The 22,181-nt window shown below is 60.3% G+C and carries 17 protein-coding genes; 8 read left to right on the forward strand and 9 right to left on the reverse strand.

Features of this window, described 5'->3' with window-relative positions:
* Positions 1–119: 119 nt before the first annotated feature.
* The 5 genes from NKL04_RS31955 to NKL04_RS31975 form a co-directional block, all read right to left on the reverse strand.
* Positions 120–1,235, reverse strand: a complete 1,116-nt coding sequence (locus tag NKL04_RS31955; protein ID WP_023696870.1) for a hypothetical protein — start codon at positions 1,233–1,235, stop codon at positions 120–122.
* Entirely contained in the window at positions 1,232–1,960 is a 729-nt protein-coding gene (locus NKL04_RS31960) for a N5-glutamine methyltransferase family protein (protein WP_023696869.1), read from the reverse strand. Before NKL04_RS31960 ends, NKL04_RS31955 begins: the two co-directional genes overlap by 4 nt.
* Positions 1,961–2,129: 169 nt before the next feature.
* Complete coding sequence (locus NKL04_RS31965) at positions 2,130–3,236, reverse strand: glycosyltransferase (RefSeq protein ID WP_031208998.1); 1,107 nt, start codon at positions 3,234–3,236, stop codon at positions 2,130–2,132.
* Position 3,237: 1 nt separating this feature from the next.
* Positions 3,238–4,851, reverse strand: coding sequence for a GumC family protein (locus NKL04_RS31970; RefSeq protein ID WP_031196492.1), 1,614 nt, complete (start codon positions 4,849–4,851; stop codon positions 3,238–3,240).
* Positions 4,852–5,069: 218 nt separating this feature from the next.
* Complete coding sequence (locus NKL04_RS31975; RefSeq protein ID WP_023699736.1) at positions 5,070–6,332, reverse strand: VpsF family polysaccharide biosynthesis protein; 1,263 nt, start codon at positions 6,330–6,332, stop codon at positions 5,070–5,072.
* A gap of 256 nt (positions 6,333–6,588) precedes the next feature.
* On the opposite strand from NKL04_RS31975, the gene NKL04_RS31980 reads away from it, so the two are divergent.
* Positions 6,589–7,692 (forward strand): acyltransferase family protein, encoded by a 1,104-nt coding sequence (locus NKL04_RS31980; RefSeq protein ID WP_198024378.1) that lies wholly within the window; start codon positions 6,589–6,591, stop codon positions 7,690–7,692.
* Positions 7,693–7,734: 42 nt separating this feature from the next.
* On the opposite strand, the gene NKL04_RS31985 is transcribed toward NKL04_RS31980, so the two are convergent.
* Positions 7,735–8,775 (reverse strand): glucosamine inositolphosphorylceramide transferase family protein, encoded by a 1,041-nt coding sequence (locus tag NKL04_RS31985; RefSeq protein ID WP_245271338.1) that lies wholly within the window; start codon positions 8,773–8,775, stop codon positions 7,735–7,737.
* 610 nt (positions 8,776–9,385) lie between these two features.
* Between NKL04_RS31985 and wecB the strand changes: the two genes are divergently transcribed.
* Genes wecB through NKL04_RS32000 form a run of 3 tightly spaced genes read left to right on the forward strand, consistent with a single transcriptional unit; the run spans position 9,386 to position 12,670 of the window.
* Positions 9,386–10,540: a non-hydrolyzing UDP-N-acetylglucosamine 2-epimerase gene (gene wecB / locus NKL04_RS31990; RefSeq protein WP_023699734.1), complete on the forward strand. Its 1,155-nt coding sequence runs from the start codon at positions 9,386–9,388 to the stop codon at positions 10,538–10,540.
* Positions 10,533–11,870 (forward strand): UDP-N-acetyl-D-mannosamine dehydrogenase, encoded by a 1,338-nt coding sequence (wecC, locus tag NKL04_RS31995; RefSeq protein WP_023686301.1) that lies wholly within the window; start codon positions 10,533–10,535, stop codon positions 11,868–11,870. Before wecB ends, wecC begins: the two co-directional genes overlap by 8 nt.
* Positions 11,867–12,670, forward strand: a complete 804-nt coding sequence (locus NKL04_RS32000; RefSeq protein ID WP_023725122.1) for a WecB/TagA/CpsF family glycosyltransferase — start codon at positions 11,867–11,869, stop codon at positions 12,668–12,670. Before wecC ends, NKL04_RS32000 begins: the two co-directional genes overlap by 4 nt.
* Before the next feature lie 40 nt (positions 12,671–12,710).
* Here NKL04_RS32000 and NKL04_RS32005 read toward each other — a convergent pair whose 3' ends face one another.
* Positions 12,711–14,150 carry a lipopolysaccharide biosynthesis protein gene (locus NKL04_RS32005; RefSeq protein ID WP_023699733.1) on the reverse strand — a complete coding sequence of 480 codons (1,440 nt, stop codon included), beginning with the start codon at positions 14,148–14,150 and terminating at the stop codon, positions 12,711–12,713.
* A gap of 168 nt (positions 14,151–14,318) precedes the next feature.
* On the opposite strand from NKL04_RS32005, the gene NKL04_RS32010 reads away from it, so the two are divergent.
* Together NKL04_RS32010 and NKL04_RS32015 are read left to right on the forward strand one after the other, a co-directional pair.
* Entirely contained in the window at positions 14,319–14,957 is a 639-nt protein-coding gene (locus NKL04_RS32010) for a glycosyltransferase (protein WP_352724899.1), read from the forward strand.
* The gene (locus NKL04_RS32015) at positions 14,882–15,436 is read left to right on the forward strand and encodes a glycosyltransferase family 4 protein (protein ID WP_352724901.1); all 555 of its coding nucleotides are present in this window, start codon (positions 14,882–14,884) and stop codon (positions 15,434–15,436) included. The genes NKL04_RS32010 and NKL04_RS32015 overlap by 76 nt, the downstream gene beginning before the upstream one ends.
* Before the next feature lie 18 nt (positions 15,437–15,454).
* Here NKL04_RS32015 and asnB read toward each other — a convergent pair whose 3' ends face one another.
* Positions 15,455–17,344 (reverse strand): asparagine synthase (glutamine-hydrolyzing), encoded by a 1,890-nt coding sequence (gene asnB / locus NKL04_RS32020; RefSeq protein ID WP_352724903.1) that lies wholly within the window; start codon positions 17,342–17,344, stop codon positions 15,455–15,457.
* Positions 17,345–17,567: 223 nt separating this feature from the next.
* Positions 17,568–18,764, reverse strand: a complete 1,197-nt coding sequence (locus NKL04_RS32025) for a glycoside hydrolase family 5 protein (RefSeq protein ID WP_023699729.1) — start codon at positions 18,762–18,764, stop codon at positions 17,568–17,570.
* 61 nt (positions 18,765–18,825) lie between these two features.
* Here NKL04_RS32025 and NKL04_RS32030 point away from each other — a divergent pair, with 61 nt between their 5' ends.
* Both NKL04_RS32030 and NKL04_RS32035 read left to right on the forward strand, forming a co-directional pair.
* Positions 18,826–20,832 carry a heparinase II/III family protein gene (locus NKL04_RS32030; RefSeq protein WP_023699728.1) on the forward strand — a complete coding sequence of 669 codons (2,007 nt, stop codon included), beginning with the start codon at positions 18,826–18,828 and terminating at the stop codon, positions 20,830–20,832.
* A 203-nt stretch (positions 20,833–21,035) separates the two neighbouring features.
* Positions 21,036–22,028: a sterol desaturase family protein gene (locus tag NKL04_RS32035; protein ID WP_023699727.1), complete on the forward strand. Its 993-nt coding sequence runs from the start codon at positions 21,036–21,038 to the stop codon at positions 22,026–22,028.
* Positions 22,029–22,181: the final 153 nt, after the last annotated feature.

Below are 22,181 nucleotides of genomic sequence, written 5' to 3' on the forward strand. Positions count from 1 at the left end.
CAAAAGTGATCCGGTCTTGCGATACGACATGCATGAAAGAAATACTAAGCTCTTGTCTTTACGCAATTCCGGACGGAAAGCCGCGCACCCTTTCCTGGAATTGCTGTAGGCGGAACGCTTCAGGTGAAGCGGCCGCCGATCAACTGGCTCCACTGCTCGCCCGCAAGCCCGTTCAGAAAGACCTGCGCGTTCTTCATGGCATCGAGAAGCTCGGGATCGCGTGAATGCACGACGGTCGAGGCGACCGGTATGAAGGCTATGCGTCTTACAAGCATGGCGTCCAGAAGCGCGGGCTGGACGCGGCCGCGCAAGCCGGAGACACCGCGCCGGGCGGCATGCTCGACCAGGCAATCGATCACCGGCCCGGCCTGGCCGGGAAGAGCGAGGACCTGCAGCACGCGGCCGATCCCGTCCGGTCGCGCGTAATAGGCGAAAGCGCCGACATTGGCGCCGTTCGGCGATGCCACCGACACGTAGACAAGCTCTCCGAAATCCGGCTTTTGCGCCGCATCGCCCAGAATATGGTTGAGCTGACCTTCCGCCCACTGCGGACGTAGCGGAAATTGGGCGCAAAGCGGCTCCAGCAGCCCCGCAAAGCTGCCGCTGTCGATCTCGGAGGTCCGAAATGCCCCCCGGCTCGATGCGTTGGCGACGACGCCGGTCCAGCGTCGTTGACTGCCCTTCATTTTGCGAAGGTAGAGCCGGTCGACGATCCGGGCGAGCGGGTTGAACATCCAGGCAAGCTTCATGTGATTGGCAAAAAGGCTGAGCATGAAGGTCGCCGGCCGCATCACGCGAACCCAGTCAAGGCTGTATTGCGGCAGCACAACGCCGCGAAGCCGCGTCCACAGTTTCACGGACGTATCATTGGCGGTTTCGCTGAAGGAGATGTCCTGCGGACCATCGAGGAAGGCCTTCAACAGGCGGGCACCGGCCATCGGATCGGTCTCGTGATCCTCGACCATCAGCGAACTGCAGATGGCAGCGTAGAGCTGCCGGCCGTTGAATTTCATCGGCAGCGCATGAACGCCGACGAACCCGGAAACCTGGCCGGCGTCATTGACATGGACAAGCGAACGGAGCCCGCTGCCCCAGTCGGGTGCGTCCAGATAAAACCGCCTCATGTAATCGACGAGGGAGGCCGGCGCTGGCCCCCGCTTCTTGCGCAGCATGCGTTGAAACATGCCCGCGACGGCCGCAAGGTCGGCCTGATCGAGGGCGCGGACGACGCTCACGCCGGGCTCCCGGTTCCGGGAACCCGGCCACCATGTTTGCGCGCCATGGCGACACGGGGCTGGCCGTCGGCCGTCACGGCAAAGGTTGGGGTTTCGTAGGATTTCGTTCTCGATAAAAGGGTTGCTATCTGCCGATCTTGACCTTCGCCGAACTCAAACAGCAGCCATCCGCCTGGCTTGAGGAAAGCTGCGGCATCCCGGACCAGCCTTTGGAGGATCGAAATACCGTAAGGGCCGCCGTCGAAAGCTTCCCGAGGTTCGTTCTCCAACAGATGCGCGCTTTCGCTATCGAGACGGGACGACGAAATATAGGGCGGGTTGCACAAAACCATGTCGGCAGCGCCGTGGAGGCCGTCACCCTCGATCGCGGCAAATAGGTCGCCTTGCCGGACCTTGATCCTGTCCTGCAGGGCGAGGCGCACAACATTGCGGCGGGCAAGCGAAACCGTGCTGTCGGTCAGGTCCGCCGCCCATGCCCGAGCCCGAGGACATTCGCTGACGATGCCCACGGCAAGATTGCCGCTGCCGCAGCACATGTCGATCAGGATCGTTTCGTGCGCCTGTTCGCCAAGAATGGCCGCGGCCGTCCGGCCAAGCAGTTCCGTTTCGGCTCGCGGCACCAGGACGTCAGGCGCGAGTTCCAGCTCAACCCGCATGAAGCGGTGCAATCGCGGCCAATTGCGATCGTTTGCACGGCCGGCAGGAAGGCTGTGATGCTGCGGCAAGGAAAATCCCTATCCTGAGGATAAAACGCGGGTTCCCTGTTGTTACCAACTCCGGGTAAATTGATGTTAAAGATCATGATTGGATTGGGAGTAACCGGCCTATGTTGGCGGCGTCCTGTCCCATCAATGGCGGATTCCTGTGCCGCCGCAAGCCGATCCATGCGCTAATTCAGAGCAACGCCTCGTACCGGTCTCCGATCTTTTCAATTTCGAAATCCGCCGCCCTGCTTTTCAGGATCGCGGCGGTTGTCGGCTGGTCGAGCATTCCGGCCATCGCCACTGCCAGGGCCGCGGCATCGCCGACCGGCACCAGGGCGCCGAAGCGGCCGTCATCAAGTATTTCGCGCGGGCCGTGCGGCGCGTCCGTGGAGACCACCGGAATCCCCGCTGCCATGGCCTCGACCAGAACATTGCCGAAGCCCTCGCTGGTCGATGATAGGACGAACAAGTCAGCTACGGCGTAGCAGGCCGCCGGATCATTGACATAGCCCGCAAACAGAACGTCTGCGCCGATACCGGATTCTTCGGCATAGGCGCGCAACTCGTCGGCCAGCGGACCCTCGCCGAAGATGACAAGCCGGGCCCGGCGCCCGGCGCGCAGCACAGCGAAGGCCCGCAGCAACGTCCAATGATCCTTAACGGGCACCAGGCGTCCGGCGGTGATGATGATGGGGCCGTCGCCCATCGCCGCGAGCTCTGCCTGCCAGGCGTAGGCGCGTTGCTGGGATGCCGCAACCGGCGGCAGCGGGTTGTTGATGACCACGACCTTGGATTTCGGGAAGCCTCGGGCCACAAGATCGCCGCCGACACCCTCAGAAACCGCGATGGCCCTGGTGGCGCGGGCCGCAACCAGGGCCGAAAGCCAGACCGCCATTTTCGCGCCAAGGCTGCCGGAAGGCAGTGAGGCGGCGGCGTGGAAACTCGGGAAGAACCGCGCCCTGCTTCGCGCGAGGGAAAGCGCCAGCGCCACGACCAGATTGGCGAATTCCGGGGCGCTGTAGATCGCGTCGGGAGAAAGGCGGCCAAGCAGGCCCGCGCTTCGCACGATGCCTTTCAATGTCGCCCACTTGCCATAACCCTCGCCGCGAATGGGGAGGCCGAAATCGACCAGATGCACGGCAGGCGAAAGCAGGGCGGCATTGGGCCCCTGCGCGTTCCAGGTAAAAAGCGTGACGTTGTGGCCGCGCGATGCCAGCTCGTTCGCTATCAGGACGAACACACGCTCGGCGCCGCCGCCCCTGAGGCTGGCAATGTGAAAGACAATCCGCTTCGCCATTTCAGGCGCGGCTGGCAATGACATCCGGGCGGTTCGGCGGAAGCCGCATGTCGCGCACGATACCCAGGGTAATGGCGAGCAACATGCCGAGGATCATGCCGCCAATGGCCCCCAGGCCGATCATCACGACGGTGCGCGGGGGCCATGAACGGCCCTTTGGCGGCACTGCGGTGGAAATCACCTGCACATTGGTGCTGTCGATCTGTTCGCGCTCGGTTATCTGGCGTGCCCGCGACAGGAAGCTCTCATAGATAGCCGTCTTCGACGCGGCGTCACGTTCAAGCTCACGCAAGGCGACCTCGGAATCGCTATCCGAGAACACGTTGCCCTTCAAGTCATTCATCTTGGCATTGAGGGAGGCCGACGAGGTTTTGGCGGCATCGAGATTGACCTTCGCCAGGCGCAGGGTGCGCGCGTATTCGGCGCTGAGTTGCGCGCTGACCGTGTTGTACTCCGTCTTCAGCCTGACGATCGACGGATGACGGGGGCCAAAGGTCATCGACTGCGAATCGATCTGCTGGCGCAGGCCGTTGGCCGTTGCGCGCAGCGCCACAAGCGCCTCCGACGTGGCGGGACCGGAATTGGTGCCGTTTGCGCCGGCGGCAAGCAGGGCGTCGTAACTTGCCTGCGCGGCGATGACGCGCGATTGCGTCTCCACGATCTGGCCGTTGAGCTGGGTCATGGTTTGCGAGGAAACAAGCTGCCCATTGCTGGTGGCCAGATTGTGGCTGCGCCTATAGGCTTCGACCTTCTCTTCGGCCGCCTGCACATCGCTCTTGAGCTGGCCCAGCCGCCCGTCCAGCGCCGCCGCGGCACGGCTGGCGCCGGAAGCCTCGGCGCTGGCCAGCTCTTCCTGGAAAGTCTTGACGATATCCTGCGAAATCAGGATCGCCTTGGCGGGGGTTTCCGCCGATACCATCAAGGTCGTGACAAACGACTTTTCATCCGCGATGCTGCCAACCCGTTCCGCCAGGTTCTTCAGGGCGGTAAGCTTTGGATCGGGTTTGGCGCCGTCCGTCCCTGTGCGGCTACGGTCCGCGTCGAAGAACTCCGGGTCACTGGCCAGGTCAAGATCGTCTACAACACGTGAAAGCACGCTGCCCGAGGTCAAGATGCGCTCTTTGCTGCGCGCGCTGAGCAGCTGTCCATCGACCTGGGCCGATTGCGGGTAAAGATCGTTCGGAACAACCTGAAGATTGGCGGGATTGATGAGGATGTCCGTGGTCACGGTGTAGCGCTGCTTGCTCAGCAGAGCGTAGGCACCGCCGATGATCCCGCCGGCTATTGCCAGCAGGCATACCAGAGCGAGGCCGGCGCGCAGCCAGACAAACAGACGCCCGAAATCGAGTTCGAGAAAGGTTCCGATCTTGTTGAGCGTCACCGTCGTGACGGGCTCGGCTACAGGCGGCGCCACGGGTGCAGGCGACACAGGGGCCGACGTTACAGGGGCCGACGTTACAGGGGCCGACGTTACAGCGGGTGCCGCCGCATGTGCCATGATCGGCGCGGTTTGTTGCGGCTTTGGCCTGCTGGCGCGCCGCGCATTTTCGATCCGTTCATAGGGGCTAATGCCGGCGGCGGCCGCGGCTGGAGGAGGACCGGAAGCGGCGGACATCATGCTAACCCTTTAATATTCAATACGCACAGCCTGCTTTACGGAAACATCGTTAACATTTCATTTTCCAGGCGTGTCAGGCGCGTTCCGGAACAGCGATCTATCCACCCTTGGTCGGTATTCTGCCACGCCCGTCGTAGCCTGGCAAAGCGTGCAGGCGTTTCAAATGGAAATACAAGAGGTCGTCGCGAGGGCACCCGCAAGGAGCGGGCTTGGCGTCATGTCGCTGTTGATGCTGGTTGGCCTTGAAGGGGCGTGCCGGTTTGGCGCCCATCCGGCTTTCGATAAGCGAGCAACAAGATGACGAGCAGCATGATATCCGGCGCCTTCGAAGAAAGGGCATTGTTTGACAATGCCGCGAGGATGGACGCGGCCGCTGCGATATGGGCGGCCCGAGGCGTATTGCGCAGGAGCTTGAAAAGGAACCGGAAGAAAGCAAACGCGAAGAGCAAGGCGATCGGCAGGCCAAACAAAAGCGTAAGAACGACCGGCGTGCTTTCGATGAAGGGGAGGTTGAGCTTTTCGTTGACGATCTTCAACAACTCGTTGGGATTCATGCCAAGCAGGATGTCCCTCCATTCAACGAACTTGAATACATCGTAGATCTTGACGCGCGCATCGTAATTTTGATCAAAGAGCGTATTGCTGAAGCGGTTCAGCAGCCCCGCCGAAAAGAGTATCGCAATCAGTATGGCGCCACCGGCCAGCGTCAGCATCAGCACCAGGAGTTTGGCCTGGCGTTGATGTCTGGGTGACAAGTCCGGCCAAGGCAGGAACACGAGCAGGAACAGGATCTCGCCGCAAGCGAGCAGCAGGGCGGTGCGCGCGCCCGAAGCGGCCGTGCCGATGAAGAGAATGAAGATGCAAAGCGCGCACACCCAGATACGCCACCGCGTCAATGCAACGAAACCTATGGCGGTGGTGCAAAGCGCGCCCAGCGCCAGCGGATGGGCCGACAGTCCGATCGGCCGAAAGTCCAGCTCAACGAGGGGATAGGGCAGGAATCGATGCTGGGTGACGGCCTCGATCGTTCCGATGATGGCGCTGAGGACAATCATGCCGACGATGACATTGCCAAGCGCCCTGCGCACATGGTCACCCAGGGCAAGCATGATCATCGCCGCGGCACAAGAGACCAGATAGGAATCGATTATGAAGCCGGCCGAGCCGGCACGGCCTATCACGAAGAGATAAGGCACCAGCCACAACAGCAGCAGCGAATATAACAATGTCGCCTTGAACAGCCTGACTTCATCGCCTTCGAGCCGAATTGGCCGGGTCGTGGCGATGACGACAAGCAGCAGAAAGATGGCATAGGTCCCCATATGCAGCTTTTCGGGAAACGACCCCCCCTCCGTCGAATAGGACATCACCATATTCATCAATTGCGGAGAGATGGTCGAGCGGAGCAGGAAAGCGAAGGCCGCGAGGAGAAAGAACAGGAGTGTGAGGGCGTCTTGGCGGCTGGCCTGCGCGGTCACGAACTGTTGCTCTGTGGGGGTGACACTCACGATTATCTGACCAGCGTTGCGGCTTGCGATTGAGATGGCAGGGGACGAACGCACCCCCGGGTACATTTTCCTGCAAGAACGTAAAGGAATATGGATAACCCGATCTTAACAGTGGCGATGCCCGGCATGGGCTATTTCATGAAGTCGGTAACCCACACTTAATTGGCCGGTCGTATTGATGGCGATGCTTTGCACGGCGCCCGACGCGCTGCCTGTGGACGGCACAATGGCATCAGGCGCCGGCAAAGCGCAGGAGATCAAGGTGAAGAAGTTCTATTCGATTCAGTATCTTCGCGCCTGCGCCGCCTTGCTGGTTCTGTTCGCACACGCCTTTTCCTATCAGATTGGCGTGGACAATCTGATTATTGTGACGGCGGGCCGCCTGGGCGTCGTTCTGTTCTTTGTCATCAGCGGTTTCATAATGGTCCATATTACGGGAGATGGTCCGTTTTCCGCTGCCACCTTCCTGAAACGCCGAGCAATCCGGATCATCCCCCTTTACTGGCTTTTCACCAGCCTCGCCGCGGTTCTGGCGGCGCTCGCGCCAAGTCTCTTCCAGAAGACCGTCTTTACGTGGCCCCACTATCTTCAGTCGCTCCTCTTCATTGTTCACGAAGCGCCTGGACGGGATAGCGCCAGTCCAATCCTCTCACTCGGCTGGACGCTCAATTACGAGGTATTTTTCTATATCGCTTTTGCGGTGTTCGCATTCCTGTCCGTGACCTCGCGCGTATTTGTGCTGACGGTCTTTTTCATTGCGATGTGGATAGCCGGGCTGTGGCTGGCTCCCACCAACCCTGTTATCCAGTTCTATCTCAACCCTTCTCCGGTGGCATTCGTCATCGGTATGTGGATAGGGCGGCGCTATTTGGACGGTGATTTCACTTCCGACATACGCCATGCTTGGATATTCGGCGTAATGACCGCTGCGGGCGGGGTGCTTTCATTCGTCGATGACGGTACGCCGCTCTTGGGTCAGATCAGCTTCGCGGGACAAGCAATGTGGGCGGCGGGCCTGCTTCATCTCAGCCTCATTCTGGAGCCGAAACTCAAGCACTGGAGCCTTCTTGAGCAGTTGGGCGACGCTTCCTACGCGCTTTACCTGTCGCATATCTTCGTGATCGGCGCTGTGGCGTACCTAGCCAGACGCACCGTCGGATACGAGCATCCGACAACGGTATTGTTGGTGTCGGTGGTCAGCATCGTGGCAGCCTGCCTCGTCAGTCTGGTGATTTACCAGATGATCGAAAAGCCGATTCTTCAGACCCTGAACGGCAAAAGGAAGACGAGAAACACACCGCTTCCTCACATTGCCACGGAGAACAAATAAGCAGGCCTCGCAACGGGACGGTCACGGCTTTCAGCGCTTCAGTCAGCCCGCGCTGTCCACGACCTCGACATTGCCGGCGCGGTTAAGCGTATGAATGCCCGTGCGTGCCCATGCCGGACCCGCGCCGATCGGCCGGGGCGAGGCAAAACGGACATCGGACGCGTCGAGTCGCTCAAGCCGCATCAGCCCCAGACCACCGCCATAGGCCCTCGATCCGTTCTGCACCGGCAGCACCAGGGCATCGTCCTGGCGGATAAAGGCGCCGCCCGGCCGGGTGGCCGAATGATCGACGGCAATGGGATTGAGCGGATGGACGACCCATGGCCCGCGCAGCGAGGTTGCGCAATAGACCGCCATCGTGTCCGACGCGCTGCCGCAGCCGAACCGCTCCGTTCCAACCAGCCAGAAGCGACCGTCGGATTCGAGCAGAGTCGCGTCGTTGAAATCCCTGTCCGTCATCAGCACCGTGTCGCGGACCCAGCGGTCGGGGAACTGCGCGGCGCGATAGAGCACAAGTTCGCGAGCCGAACCACTTTCGGGGATCATGAAAATCTCGCCATCGTGTGCGAACACCTGTGGATACGACAGGTGGTGCGCTTCCTCCAATACAACCCTTGGAACACCGAAAGTGCCATCGTCACCGAGCTCGGCGACGGAAATCACGCCGCGACTCGTCGCGTAGGGAAATTCCTCGACAAACAGATGATGGCGGCGGTCGACCTCGAAGACGAACGGGTCGGCATAGAAGCGTTGGCCATCGTCCGGCAGGACTGTGAACGGTTTGCCGTCGAGTTGCCCGGTTTCGGCGATGCCTGGTCCGTCGATCACCCGATAGGCAACCTGCCAATAGAAGGGGCGTCGTCCCCGCCTGATTTTTTGCACGGCGCGATCGATCAAGGCCCTGCCGAAAAAGGGCACATAGTGTCGAACAAAACTGTCGTTCTTCAGGATCGGCACCGGGTTGTCGCTTACCGGCACAAGCTTGCCCGCAAAGAAGCGGGCGACGGTTTGCATGATCAGCGACATGGCACCGGCGAGCAGGTCGTTGCAGCTTCGAGATAGCCACAGCCTGTCTGCCAGCATCGGTCTAGCCTGGGCTACGACAACGCCATCGAGGCGAGCGCCAAGTTCAGGCAATTGTCCGCTCGCCAACATTGCGGCAACGCCGGCTGGAAAGCTGTTGCGACCGCAAAATTCGAGCCTCAGGACTGGCGCGTCTTGCCCCGTTGCGCTGGCAGTGAGATCTATGACGAGGTCCGGAGGGCCGCGATCGATGGGCGGCAACGGCTCGGACCGGCCCGCCAGCGAGGGACCGAAACGCCGGCTCTCGATCGCCAAGACAGTGTCCAGCCCCCGAGCGGTTGGGGCCGCCGCCGGCGCGTTGCAACTCGAGACCACGTAACCTGCCGCATCCAACCGCTTAAAAAGCTCATTTTCCCAGCGCCGGGATGCGACGGCGTGGCCGATGATTAAAATATTAGTCAACCCAAGTTATTCTCGTTAAAGCAAAAAATGGCTTTGCTTTGGTATCTTTCCCCACTGTTCCTGGCAAGGGTTGCCCAAGGGGGGGCTGCGGACCCTAGCGTTAATCATACGTTAATTTTTTTGAATACGAAGGCGGTTCAGGGCGCTATTGTTAGGCTGTAAGCACATGTCAGCCGGGCGCCCACGCTTTCGGTGACCAGGGTCAACCATGAACGCCGTTTCACATCCGAACTTGCCCTCAAGGCGAAAACTGCTGATCGTGTTCGGCACGAGGCCGGAGGCGCTCAAATGTTTTCCGGTGGCGCGCGCCGCGCTCGCCCATCCAGGCTTTACCACGGAAATATGTGTGACGGGCCAGCATCGCGAGATGGTCGATCAGGTCATTGAATTGACGGGCCTGCCGGTGCACTACGATCTCAACATCATGCAGCCAGGTCAGACGTTGTTCGACGTGACCTCGCGCGTGCTCCTCGGAATGGCGGGGGTGCTGGAGAAGGCGAAGCCGGACATCGTCGTCGTCCAGGGCGACACAACCACCGCGATGACCGCGGCTCTAGCTGCCTTCTACAAGCACATTCCGGTTGCCCATATCGAGGCGGGATTGCGCAGCCACAACATCAACTCTCCCTTTCCGGAGGAACTGAACCGCAAGATTGCCGGCAACATCGCCACCTGGCATTTTGCGCCGACCACCGAGGCGCGCGACAATCTCATCGCCGAAGGAAAGGCTGCGAACACCATCTTCGTAACCGGCAATACCGTGATCGACACGCTGCTGCATTTCTCCAGCGAGATCGATGCCGACAAATTGATGAACGCCAAGCTCGCCGCTCGTTTCCCCTTCATCGATCCGACCAAGAAAATGATACTCGTCACCGGTCATCGCCGTGAGAATTTCGATGGCGGCATCCAGAGAATCTGCACCGCGCTGAAGGCATTGTCGGCGCGCAGGGATGTGCAGATCATCTACCCGGTCCATCCCAACCCGAATGTGCGCTCCGTGGTCGAGGCCGAAATCGGGACGGTGCCGAACATCCACCTGATCGACCCGCAGGACTATTTGCCGTTCCTGTACCTGCAGAAACAGAGCTACCTGGTGTTGACCGACAGCGGCGGCGTGCAGGAAGAGGCGCCTTCACTCGGCAAGCCGGTGCTGGTGATGCGGGAAAACACGGAGCGACCCGAAGGGATCGCCGCTGGTACTGCCCGGCTGGTCGGCACCGATATCGAAAAAATTCTGGCCAATGCCAATAGCCTGCTCGATGATGAGAGCGTCTATCGCGGCATGGCGGAGAGGCACAATCCATACGGCAATGGCCAAGCTGCGAGCCGGATCGTTGAGGAATTGCTGAATCATGGCTGAAATCAAAACCGTTTCCGTTATCGGCATGGGCTATATCGGCCTGCCGACCTGTGCCATTTTTGCCAGCCGCGGACTCGATGTCATCGGTGTCGATATCAACGAGGCGGTGGTCGCGAAGGTCAACCGCGGCGAAATCCACATCATCGAACCGGACCTGGATGGTTTGATCCAGAAAGTTGTCGCCAATGGCAAGCTCAAGGCATTCAGCACGCCTCAGCCGGCCGATGCCTATATTATCGCCGTTCCAACTCCGATCACCCCGGACCGCAAGCCGGATGTCAGCTACGTGCTTGCGGCAGCGCGAAGCATCGCTCCGGTGCTAAAACGGGACGACCTGGTGGTGCTGGAATCAACATCGCCGGTCGGTACGACGCGTGTCATGACAGCGCTGCTCGCGGAACTGCGACCCGATCTCAAATTTCCCGTTGCGCATGGCGAGGAAGCTGACGTCCTGGTCGCCTACTCTCCCGAGCGCGTGCTGCCGGGAAAGGTGCTGACCGAGCTGATCAACAATGATCGCTCGATCGGCGGACTGTCCCGAAAGTCTTCGGAGCGGACAGCGGCACTCTATTCAAGCTTCGTTGCCGGCGACCTGTTCATAACCCAGGCCGAAAGCGCGGAACTGGTTAAGCTGACTGAAAATGCGTTCCGCGATGTCAATATCGCCTTCGCCAATGAGCTTGCGGCGGTGTGCCAGGATCTGTCGCTCAATGTCTGGGAGGTAATCGATCTCGCCAACCGGCATCCTCGCGTGAACATCCTGCAGCCGAGCCCGGGCGTGGGCGGCCACTGCATTGCGATCGATCCGTATTTTATCATCGACGCCGCACCGAACAATACGCGGCTGATCAGTTCGGCACGGCGCATCAATTCCGAGCGACCCTTGTCGGTGGTCAGGGACATCGAGGCATTGCTCGACCCGACCCGCAAGCAGACGATCGCCTGTCTTGGCCTCAGCTTCAAACCCAATATCGACGATATGCGCGAGAGCCCGGCTGTCGAGGTTGTTAAGCTTCTGTCCAAGATTCCCAATATCAAGATCGTCGCTGCCGAGCCCAATGCGCGTCAGTTGCCACACGAGCTCGAGGGCAGCGGCGTCATGTTCACCGATGCACTTTCCGCTATTGACCAATCCGATATCGTCGTCCTGCTGGTCGACCATCGACAATTCAATCTGATCGATCCCGAAGCGCTCAAGGACAAGAAGCTCGTCGACACACGGGGCCTGTGGACCTGGCGCAAGGCGCGCAAGCCCGACGCCCGCATCGAAGGCAAGAAATCCGAAATGGAACGCTCGCAGTCTCTCGCTCGCACCGGAGAAGCGGCATGAACTCGCATGACCCGGCATGGGCGCAACACTCTCTATTGGCATCACGCCGCCGCGAGTTTCTCGGTGCGACCATCCATGCGCTGACCATGGCCGAGACGCTGGCCATCGCAGACGAGGCGATGGCGACGCGGCGACCGCTTCATCATGTTGTCGTGAACGTCGCCAAGCTTGTGAACATGCGCAAGAATGCCGAACTGCGCGAGGATGTCGTCGGGGCGGATATGGTCAATGTCGACGGCAAAGGCGTGCTTTGGGGCGCGCGGCTCTGCGGCGTCGAGTTGCCGGAGCGTGTGACCGGCGTCGACGTCATGATCAACCTGCTTGCGCTGTGCGCCAAGCGTGGCTATCGCCCCTACCTTTTGGGCGCTGAACAGCACATTCTCGACGCAGTTGAAAGCCGACTTGCCAGAGATCATCCGAGCCTGGCCATTGCCGGCCGGCGCAATGGGTATTTCAAGGCGGAGGAAGAGGCCGCGATCGTCGAGGCCATCAACGCTTCAGGTGCCGACTGCCTGTTTGTGGCGATGCCGACGCCGAGCAAGGAGCGCTTTCTCAAGCGCTATCGCGACGTACTCGCTCCGAGTTTCGTCATGGGCGTGGGCGGCAGCTTCGACGTCTATGGTGGAAAGGTCGCCCGGGCACCGAAACTGGTTCAGGCGGCCGGCCTGGAGTGGCTGTTCCGCGTGGCGCAGGAGCCGCGACGCTTGTGGCGCCGCTACTACGATACCAACACCGCCTATGCACTGCTGCTGTGGCGTGAGTTCTGGTCTCGCCGGGGACGCCGAAACGTCAATCCGTAAGCTCGCGACTTTCAGACAAGCATGCCTCATAGCGCGGGATTTATGCGATCCGGAGCCGTGCCCTTAGCTTGCCGATGAACTGCGTCACGGCCGCGGGGTGAAACAACCAGGTCAGTCCCAGGAAAGCCGCAGCGCCGGCGACGCCGCCCGCCGCGAGCGGAAAGATCGCCGGCATATAGCCCAGCGCAGTGCTGGCGAGGCTGGCGGCCAGTCCGGTGCAGATAGAAATGATGGCCGAGACAGCGATGTCGCGCCAGGGAACCGGCACCGGCGTGAGCCTCTCGGCGATGACGATGCAGGCTGCAAGACCTGCCAGCGATCCGCCCGCCAACGCCAACGCCGCGCCAACCTCCGCCATGGTGGGGATCAACAGAAAAGACAGTGAAATCGTTGCCACCGAGCCGAAGGAATTGGCGATGATCAGCAACCACGGCCGCTTATGTGCGTGCACCACGACGCCATAAACGAAGCTTGTGAGATTGGCACAAAGAACGCTGAAGGCGATGATCGGAAACAGCAGACCGAAGCGACCATGATATTCCGCGGGCAGCAGGAGTCGCGTGATGTCGCCGCTGAGCGCGATAAGCATTGCTGCGACCGGCAGGCAAAGGCGTATCATCAAGGCCATGAGTTGCGACAACAACCGCCCGGACGCCTCGGATCCCTCTTCGTCGAAGCGGCTGACCACTTCTGGAAATGCGCCCATGTTGATTGCGTTGGCGACCATATCGATCGGCTGCCGAGCCAATGCGTAGGCGGCTGCGAAGACAGCCACCGCGCCGGCATCGTAGTAGAGCTTGAGGAAGACGCGTTCAGCGCTGTTGAGACCGAAACCGACCAGCGCCATGATGACGAGGGGCACGCCGAGGGCAAAAAACTCCTTGTGGGTGAAGCGCGGCGGGCCGCCAATAACGCGCCCGGATGCCACCACGCACGCCACGATGCCGGCAATCAGCACGGCGAGGCTCGAGCCGAGCGATACCGTCAGAAACGAGCGTTGGAAGATAAGGATGGCGGCGATCGGCAAGGCGAGTTGCAGCAGGCCGCGCAGATATTCAAGCATTGAATAGAGGGAATGACGCTGCTGCATTTGCAGCACCGTCAACGCAAACCGGCTGATGGAGCCGGCAATCAGATAGCTGCAGACGGCGATTGCAAATTCGATCCAGCGCTCCGGCACGATCACCACCGAGGCGATCACGGATATGATCAGGGCCAGCACCGTGGTGGCAAGCAATACCTGTCCGGCAAGCATCAGGCTGCCACGGCTGACGTCGCCTTTTCCACCAAGCCGCAGCAAGGCAATGCGCAGCCAGTTGGTAACGGCAACATCCGTCATTTCGCCCACGGTGACCACCAGGGTCAGCAGGCCATACTCGGTCTGGTCGATCAACCGCGTCATGACGACCAGCAGGAGCAGAGCGGAAACCCGCGTCAGCAGAATAGCGGGGCCATAGATGAGTGTGGAACGGAGCAGCAAAGGGTTGTTCCCGGAAAATTTGCCGTCGATTAATCGTTGACCGACGGGAATTCCAGCATGATGACGGCAAAGGGTGAACGGATACAGTTTGAACCAAAAGATTTGTCGTAAACCTTTTTTGGAACCTTTGCTTTACGGTCACCCGGCATCCGCAATCCAAATGGTGTCATGTTGCAGCGTCTCGCCCACAATAGAAAAATACATGTCCTGGTCGCAACGCCCTCGGGCGTTTCGGGACAAGGCGGCATCGACCGGATCATGGGGGCGCTGAAGCAGGAGTTCGAACGGCAAGAGATCGCCGACATCGATCTGCGCTTTCTTTCCAGCCGTGGCCCGGGACATGTCGGGCTTTCGATCTTCTACATGCTTGGTTTTTGCGCGCGGATGCTTGCGGCCCGCCTCGAAAGACGCGCCGACGTCATTCACATCAATATATCGGTCTCCGGCAGCACCTATCGCAAGATGATGATCGCCGCCTGCGCCAGGCTGTTGTCGATACCATATGTCCTTCATCTGCATGGGGCGCAGTATCAGACATTCTGGAAAGATGATCATAGTTTCATGAGCCGCCGTATCAGGGCTCTGTTCGAGCATGCCGGCCGGGTGATTGTCCTGGGGGGCTTTGGCGCGATTTCGTCGCCAGCCGGGCACCGGCGAACGGCGGCAATATTGTCATCGTTCCCAACGCCACGGCAGTTCCTTCCCTGGCGCATGTCGGCGGAGGCGATCACGTGCACATCCTGTTCCTCGGCCGCATCGGCGAGCGAAAGGGCGTGCCGCAGTTGGGCGAGGCGCTGGAGCGGATGAAACATCTCAGGGGTTGGCGTGCCACGATCGCCGGCGATGGTGAGGTCGAGCCGGCACGAGCGAGGTCGGTCGCGCTAGGGATTGCCGACCGTATTGCTTTTCCGGGCTGGGTGGGACCTGACGAGGTCGCATCACTGATCGCTTCGGCCGATATTCTGGTGCTCCCCTCGTTCGCCGAAAATCTGCCAATGTCGGTGATCGAAGGCATGGCGGCCGGCCTGGCTGTCGTGGCCACCCCGGTTGGCGCGGTCGAGGACATCATCACCCACGAACAATCCGGTCTGTTGGTGCCGCCCGGCGATGTGGCGGCGTTGACCGAGGCGTTAACTCGGCTGGTCGAGGATACGGCGCTGCGCGCGCGGCTTGGCGCCGCCGCCATGGCGGTGCACCGGGAAAGGCTTGAGCTTGCACCGTTTGTCGACGCGATCTGCGATGTCTGGAGATCGGTCGCGTCCGAGGCGCGATCGGTCAAGCGCTGACGCTGTCCTTCATTGTCGTCACTGCGGCGGGCCAAGCGCGAATTCGCGGTGGAATATCTCCAGGTTCAAAAGCGCCCATATCAGTTTTTCGTGGTCCGCGGCGCGCTCGGCGTGCTCCCTGACAATCTGGTCCAGCTTCTTGGCGCTCAAATAGCTACGGATGACCGAATGGGACGAACACAGATGGTCCCGTACATAATCGCTCATCGGCCCGCGGAACCATTCGGCGACGGGCACCTTGAAGCCGATCTTTGGGCGGTTGAGGACCTCGTCGGGAACCATGCCGGCCATGCAGTCGCGCAGGATCTGTTTGCTGTGCAGGAGGCCGAGCCTGTAACGATCGGGCAGTTGGCTGACGAAGGAAACCAGATCGCGATCAAGGAATGGCATTCGCCCCTCGATTGAACCGGCCATCATCATCCGGTCGCCCCGTTCCAAGAGGTTGTCGGGCAACCACGATGTCTGATCAAAAAACAACACACGGCGCAGATGGGATTCCGTCACACTCGAAGAGAACGGGAAATCGTTGCAGTCATGGCCGCAAGTGGCCAACCCACCGAGGAGCGAATCGCGTTCCCGCGCCGTCATGGCTCCAAACCAGGAGATCATCCGGGTGGCAAAGTCCCGTTCACCCGCGCTTCGGGCAAATATGTCGAACTTGGCCGATGCGCCGGGCAATGCGCGCATCAAAGGGGCGAGGAGATTGTTGTGAAGCGACGCTGGAACAAGTGACCGGTAGACACCCGCCAGAGACTCTGCGCGATGTTTGGGGTAGCCGCCGAGAATCTCGTCCGCACCTTCGCCCGTAAGCACCATCTTGACGTCCTGCGAGGCTCGAACCGACATCAGGTAAATTGGAATGTCCGTACTTTGTGAAACAGGTGCCCCCCGATGGCGGACCATCTTGGGCAGATGATTCATCAGGTCATCCGCCTGGATGACGAGTTCGCAATGATCGGTCTTGAAATGATCGGCGACGCGCCGGGCGAATGGAAGCTCGCTGTAAGCCTGTTCGCTGAAACCGACCGAAAACGTACGAATGGGGTTGTCGCTGTGCCTGGTCATCAGGGCAACGATTGCCGACGAGTCGAGCCCCCCGGACAGAAAGGCGCCAAACGGCGCATCACTGCGCATCCTGATCTCGACAGAACGGTCGAGCAATTCCAGAAATCGTCGCTTGGCGGTTCCTGGATCGATATCCGCTGTCAGATCGGTCTGATCCGGGGGCGCATAATAGCGCGTTTCCGTTACTTCCCCTTGCGACCACACAGCGTAGCTTCCCGGGTTGAGCTTGCGGATCTGTTTGAAAAGCGTCCGCGGTCCAGGCACGTAACGCCAGGTCAGATACTCGCGCACTCCATCCAGATCGAGCTGCTGGCCATCTGGCTGCGCAGACAACAACGCGCTGATCTCCGAGGCAAACGACAGCAAATTTCTGCCTTGCATGAGGTAAAGGGGTTTTTTTCCAAAGGGGTCGCGGGCGAGGATCAATTCGCGCCGTTGAGCGTCCCACAGCGCAAAAGCGAACATCCCGCTCAATCGGTCGAACATAGCCAGGCGCCACTGGTCATAAGCCCTGAGCAGCACTTCCGTGTCGGAGCGTGTGCGAAAACGGTGGCCGAGACCGATCAACTCCTCACGCAGCTCGATGTAGTTGTATATTTCGCCGTTGAAAATAATCCGGAGCCGTCCGTCCTCGGTCTGCATCGGCTGATTTGAATCGGCGTTTAAGTCAATAATCGCCAGGCGGCGATGCACCAATGCCAACTGGTCCTCGCCTGTGTTCAGGTCCAGGAGTTCGATGCCTTCGGCATCGGGACCACGATGCTGCAAGGCATTCGACATCCCGGCGGCCCGATCTTGTGGCTTCTCGACCCTGCGCCCAATCCAGCCGGCAATTCCGCACATTCTTTCCCTTGGCCCTCTTTCCCTTGTTTGCGTATGATCGAGGACACCAATCTACAGCGAATATATTAAATAGCTGCTCGGTGGAGTGATTTTAAAACTGAGCCTGATTTGGTTCGATCAGGCCCTCTCGGCTGCAACTGGAGACGACAGTCCTTGGGTTTCCACGCGATTGATCGCCAGCAACCAGGCAGACCGCTCGAACCGATCCTGACCCGATGACGAGTTATGGCAGGCCTAGTGCCCGCAACATCTCCCGGTCCGGGATCGCAGGCCCCTTGGGTTGGATAACACTCATTCCGTAAGGATTGGAGAATTCCCAGGCCGACCACGGCATCGCGAAGCGTTCCGCCTCTCTGCGCACTGCGATGAGATAGCGCAGGCGATCAGCATCGAAAGCTCCCATGCGGCCATCCGCAGACATCAGGATAACGCCGAATTCGCCCACGAACAGGCGTCTGCTCGCTATGCCATGGGCTTCAGCCCAGTCGACCGCCTGACGGAAACCCGCTTCGAGCTGGCTCTGCCCCCAATTCTGCTCAAAGTATCGGGCGATCGTTTCACGCGCCGAGGCCATGTTCATCACCTCTTCGATCTGGCTCAAGCCGGCGGCGTCCATCTGCGCCTTGAGGGTTTCGGCGACCACTTCGGGCGTGCTGGCGTCGGCAGGCCAGGGAAGGCCGGAGGAGAAAGCGTTCTTGTCATCGGCCCGCTGGTGCGTGAAGCTGTGCGGATCATACATGTGGAAGCTGTAATAGACGTTGGGGTCGTCGAAGTTGGGGTCCAGGTTGACCAGTCCGGCGATGCTCCCGCCGCAGGCGCCGGTCGCGACGATGGTGAGTTCGCTGCTGACGGCGCGAATATCGCGAACCGTGCCTGCCATGATCCGCTGCCAGTCATCGCTGCCGCTTGAATCGCAAGGGTAGTAGGCGGGCTCGTTATAGGGCTCGAGGGCGACCTTGTCGGCGCCAATCTTGATCAGCATGGCAGCCACCGCCACTACCATTTTGCGATAGCGGGCAACACCCTCGCTGTCGGCCCCGCCATAGATCATTTCCATGCTGTAAGCCGGAACCTGGCTGACGCCATGCAGATCGAAAACCACCTTGAGCCCGCTTGAAACGACCCGCTGCACCGCAGCGGCAAGCATGTCCAGCGCCTGTTGTCGTTTGGCGCCCTCGCTGGCAAGCAGAGGGCCAGGGTCGACACTCAGCCGGACAAAGTCGAAGCCCATGGATCGAATGCGATCAAACTGGTCGCCGTCCGGCCAATCGGTGAGCGGCCTGCCGCCCGCAAGCCATTCCTTCTCGCTGCGATAGGGCGGCCATTTGTAGGAACCATCTTTCTCCACCGGCGACCAGTTGAGCCATTCATGGACGCCGACGCCGCGCTCAAGCGGGATCGGCGCCGCCTCGGCTGACATAGCCATGCCAAGCGCGCACGCTATGACGTAGACAACTTTTCTCATCGCAAAACTCCGCGTCATGGCCGAAGATATTAACCGCGGGAACGGAAAAGAGGATGCCGCCACACGCTTTTTCGACGGGATGGTGTATGAGGATCAAAATCTTGGCGGAGCGCGGATGAGGGTCGGGTGGTATTTCAACCGATTGCGCAGCATGGAGTTGGCCGAGATATTGCATCGGTTGGACGAGCAGCGCCGGAGGACCGTTTCGCGCCGCCGCGACAACGGCTGGCAGCGCTATGCGTCGCCGCAGTTGCACCCGGTGCTGCACGGATTGCGGAATGCTGTGCCGGCCGCTGCGACACCAGCCCAGCGGCAAGCTATCGAGGCGGCTGCGCAAAACACTCTTCGAGGCCAGTTTTCAGCACTTGGGCAGACCTGGCCACAGCGAGACCCCTATACTCTCTTTCCCCCCGAGCTCTGGCGCCTTGATCCGGTGACCGGCCGGCTTTGGCCGGGCCCCAAGACCCATACTTTCGATATCGATTTTCGCCATGCCACCGGCCGTGGCGATGTAAAATATGTTTGGGAAATCAACCGGCTGCAGCAACTGCCGCCACTGGCTGCCCATCTGCTTCTCACCGGCGATGATCAATCCCGTGCGGCCATCGAGGCGGCGATCGAGAGCTGGCATTTCGCCAACCCACCATTTCGGGGCGTTGGCTGGGCCTCGGGCATCGAGGTCGCGCTACGAGCCATCAGCCTGATTGTCACGCTCGACCTCGTCGGCGACCGGCTTGGCGCGGCGACGCGAGAAAGAGTCGGTGAAATACTGGCGGCAAGCGCCTATTGGCTGCCGCGGTTTCCCTCCCGTTTTTCGTCCGCCAACAACCATCTCGTCGCGGAATTGGCTGGCCAATATTTGATCGGTCTGGCTTTCGGGGCCGAGGTGGCTCGCGAGTCGCTCCTGGCTGAGGTGCTCAAACAGATCCTTGCCGATGGCGCCGGGGCCGAGCAGACCCCGACCTACGCCGCCTTCAGTGCCGAGCTTTTCCTGCTGTGCGCTGCGGCGGCGCGCCAGGCCGGACTGCCTTTTCCCCAGCCCGTCGAAGCGCGTTTGGCCGCTTTCGCCAATTTCGCAGGCTGGCTCCCGCCGAAAGCCAGCGGCTTCGGCGACAATGATGAAGGCCGCGTGATCACGCTGGGGGGCGAAACCGATTATGTCGGATCGGTCGCGGCCGCCATCCATGGTTTTCTACGGATGCCGGGCAGGGCACCGGAGCCTGCCGATTTTCGCGCGCTTTTCTTCGGCGCGCCACCGCGGCCGGCGCCGGTGCCGGATGGATTGCATACATTCACGCAAGGCGGGCTCTCCGTCTGGCGCGGCGAGATGAATGGTCGCAACATCCATCTGACATACGACCACGGCCCGCTGGGCTACCTTTCGATAGCGGCGCACGGTCATGCCGACGCGCTGTCGCTCACCCTGTGCATTGACGGCGATCCGGTTCTGGTCGACCCCGGCACATGGCTCTATGGTTCGGGGGGAGGCTGGCGCGACTGGTTCCGCTCGACGCCGGCGCACAACACGCTGAACATAGAGGGTAAAAGCCAAAGCGTCATCTCCGGGGCGTTCAACTGGTCGCACAAGGCGGTTGCGACATTGGTGGAGAGCGAGCCGGGGCCGCACTGGAGGCTGTGTGCCCGACATGACGGGTACAAAGGCCGCTTCGGCGTTGTGCATCAACGCGCCGTGACACGCGATGGCGACGGCATCCTCGTGACCGACCAACTGCTCGGCGGCAGCCGCGTCGCTGAGATCGTCTTCCAACTCGCCGCCGACCTCCACGCCAACAGGGATGGAAACATTGTCACGATATTGCGCGGCGCTGAACCTTTGATGACTATCCACTTTCCAGACGCAGCGATCGACATCCGTTCCGGCGGCGACACACCGGGCCAAGGCGGCTGGGTTTCGCCGCGTTTTGGTGCAAGGCAGCCAGCCGAACGCCTCGCATGGCGTGGCCAAGTAGGCGAAAAGGGAGTAGTCATCCGGCTCGCGCCAAGTCCGCCGCAGACCCGATAACGGGCAGGTTGCAGGCGCAGCGTTCGACATTAATTACGTTCAGATATTTAGCGGTTTTGACACCGTTGATCTGCTAATTTGGCCATGATTGTTCTGCCAGTCGCATCCCGATACACAGTTGCGGGCAGCATATGATGGGCCTGGCAATATGTGCTTCGCGACGAGCCGGATCGCCATTTCACCACCTAGGAGCCACTGCATCGATGTTTTCGGAATTCGCCAGGGTGATCGTGGAAAAACTCTCACACATCGATCTGCTGACACTCGGTCTCCTGTTGCTCACGGCGCTGGGGAGCGCGGTGGTCGCCTACTGGCGAACGGTCGAACAGAAATCCTTCCGGGACTTTTTCGACTTCGCCTTTCCCGCGGAAGTCATCATGCACCCATCGGCGCGAGCGGACGCATTGTTCTGGATCACGAAAAGGCTGGTGATGCCCTTCCTGCTCATTCCCGCCGGTGTCACCTTCGTTGCCGCCACGGGATATGCAACAAACCAGGCAGTCGGCTGGCTCTTCAGCATCTCGCAACCGCTGATACCCGGCCCCGCCGGCCCAGTGACGATCATCCTCTTCACCGCAACCATGCTCGTTGCTTACGATATCTCCTACTACCTATATCACGTTGCCCAGCACCGTTTTCCGTTCCTGTGGGAATTGCACAAGGTGCATCATTCGGCCGAAGTGATGGTTGGGATCACCAAGGACCGGGTTCACCCCCTGGACGATCTGATGAACCGGATCTGGGACGGCGTCATACCGGGGATCAGTTTCGGCTTGTGGAGCCTGATTGCGCTTAATCCGGTCGAGATTGCCATATTTGGCATCAACGTCTATGTCATTCGCAACATTCTCATGATGGACTTTGTTCGCCACACGCATCTGAAGATTTCCTTCGGCCGGTTGAACGGCGTCATCTTGTGTCCGCACTGGCACCAGGTGCATCACAGTGTCGACCCTCGCCACTACGACAAGAATTTCGGGCTGCTTTTTTCATTCTGGGATCGCATATTCGGTACGCAGTTCATCCCGGATCCGGACGAAGACCTCAAGTTTGGACTGATAGATCGCGACGTACGCGACTATCAGTCGCTTTTCGGACTTTACGTGCTGCCGCTCAAGAAAATGGCAAACCATATCATGCGACTTTTTCAAAAGCGCATCGATGTCGCGCAGCCGCAGGACCGTCTCCAACCATGAACAAAATGGCTTCGATTGACGCTGTTGGTGCGGAGCGACTGGAAATCGTCAGTTCGACGGATCGCCTGGCCGCCATCGAAGCCGAATGGGTAGACCTATGGCATCGTACCCATGCACTGATCTTTCAGAGCCATGCCTGGGTTTCGGCATGGT

Origin of the sequence: Mesorhizobium sp. C264A (assembly GCF_040324515.1) — a bacterium.
Taxonomy (GTDB): domain Bacteria; phylum Pseudomonadota; class Alphaproteobacteria; order Rhizobiales; family Rhizobiaceae; genus Mesorhizobium.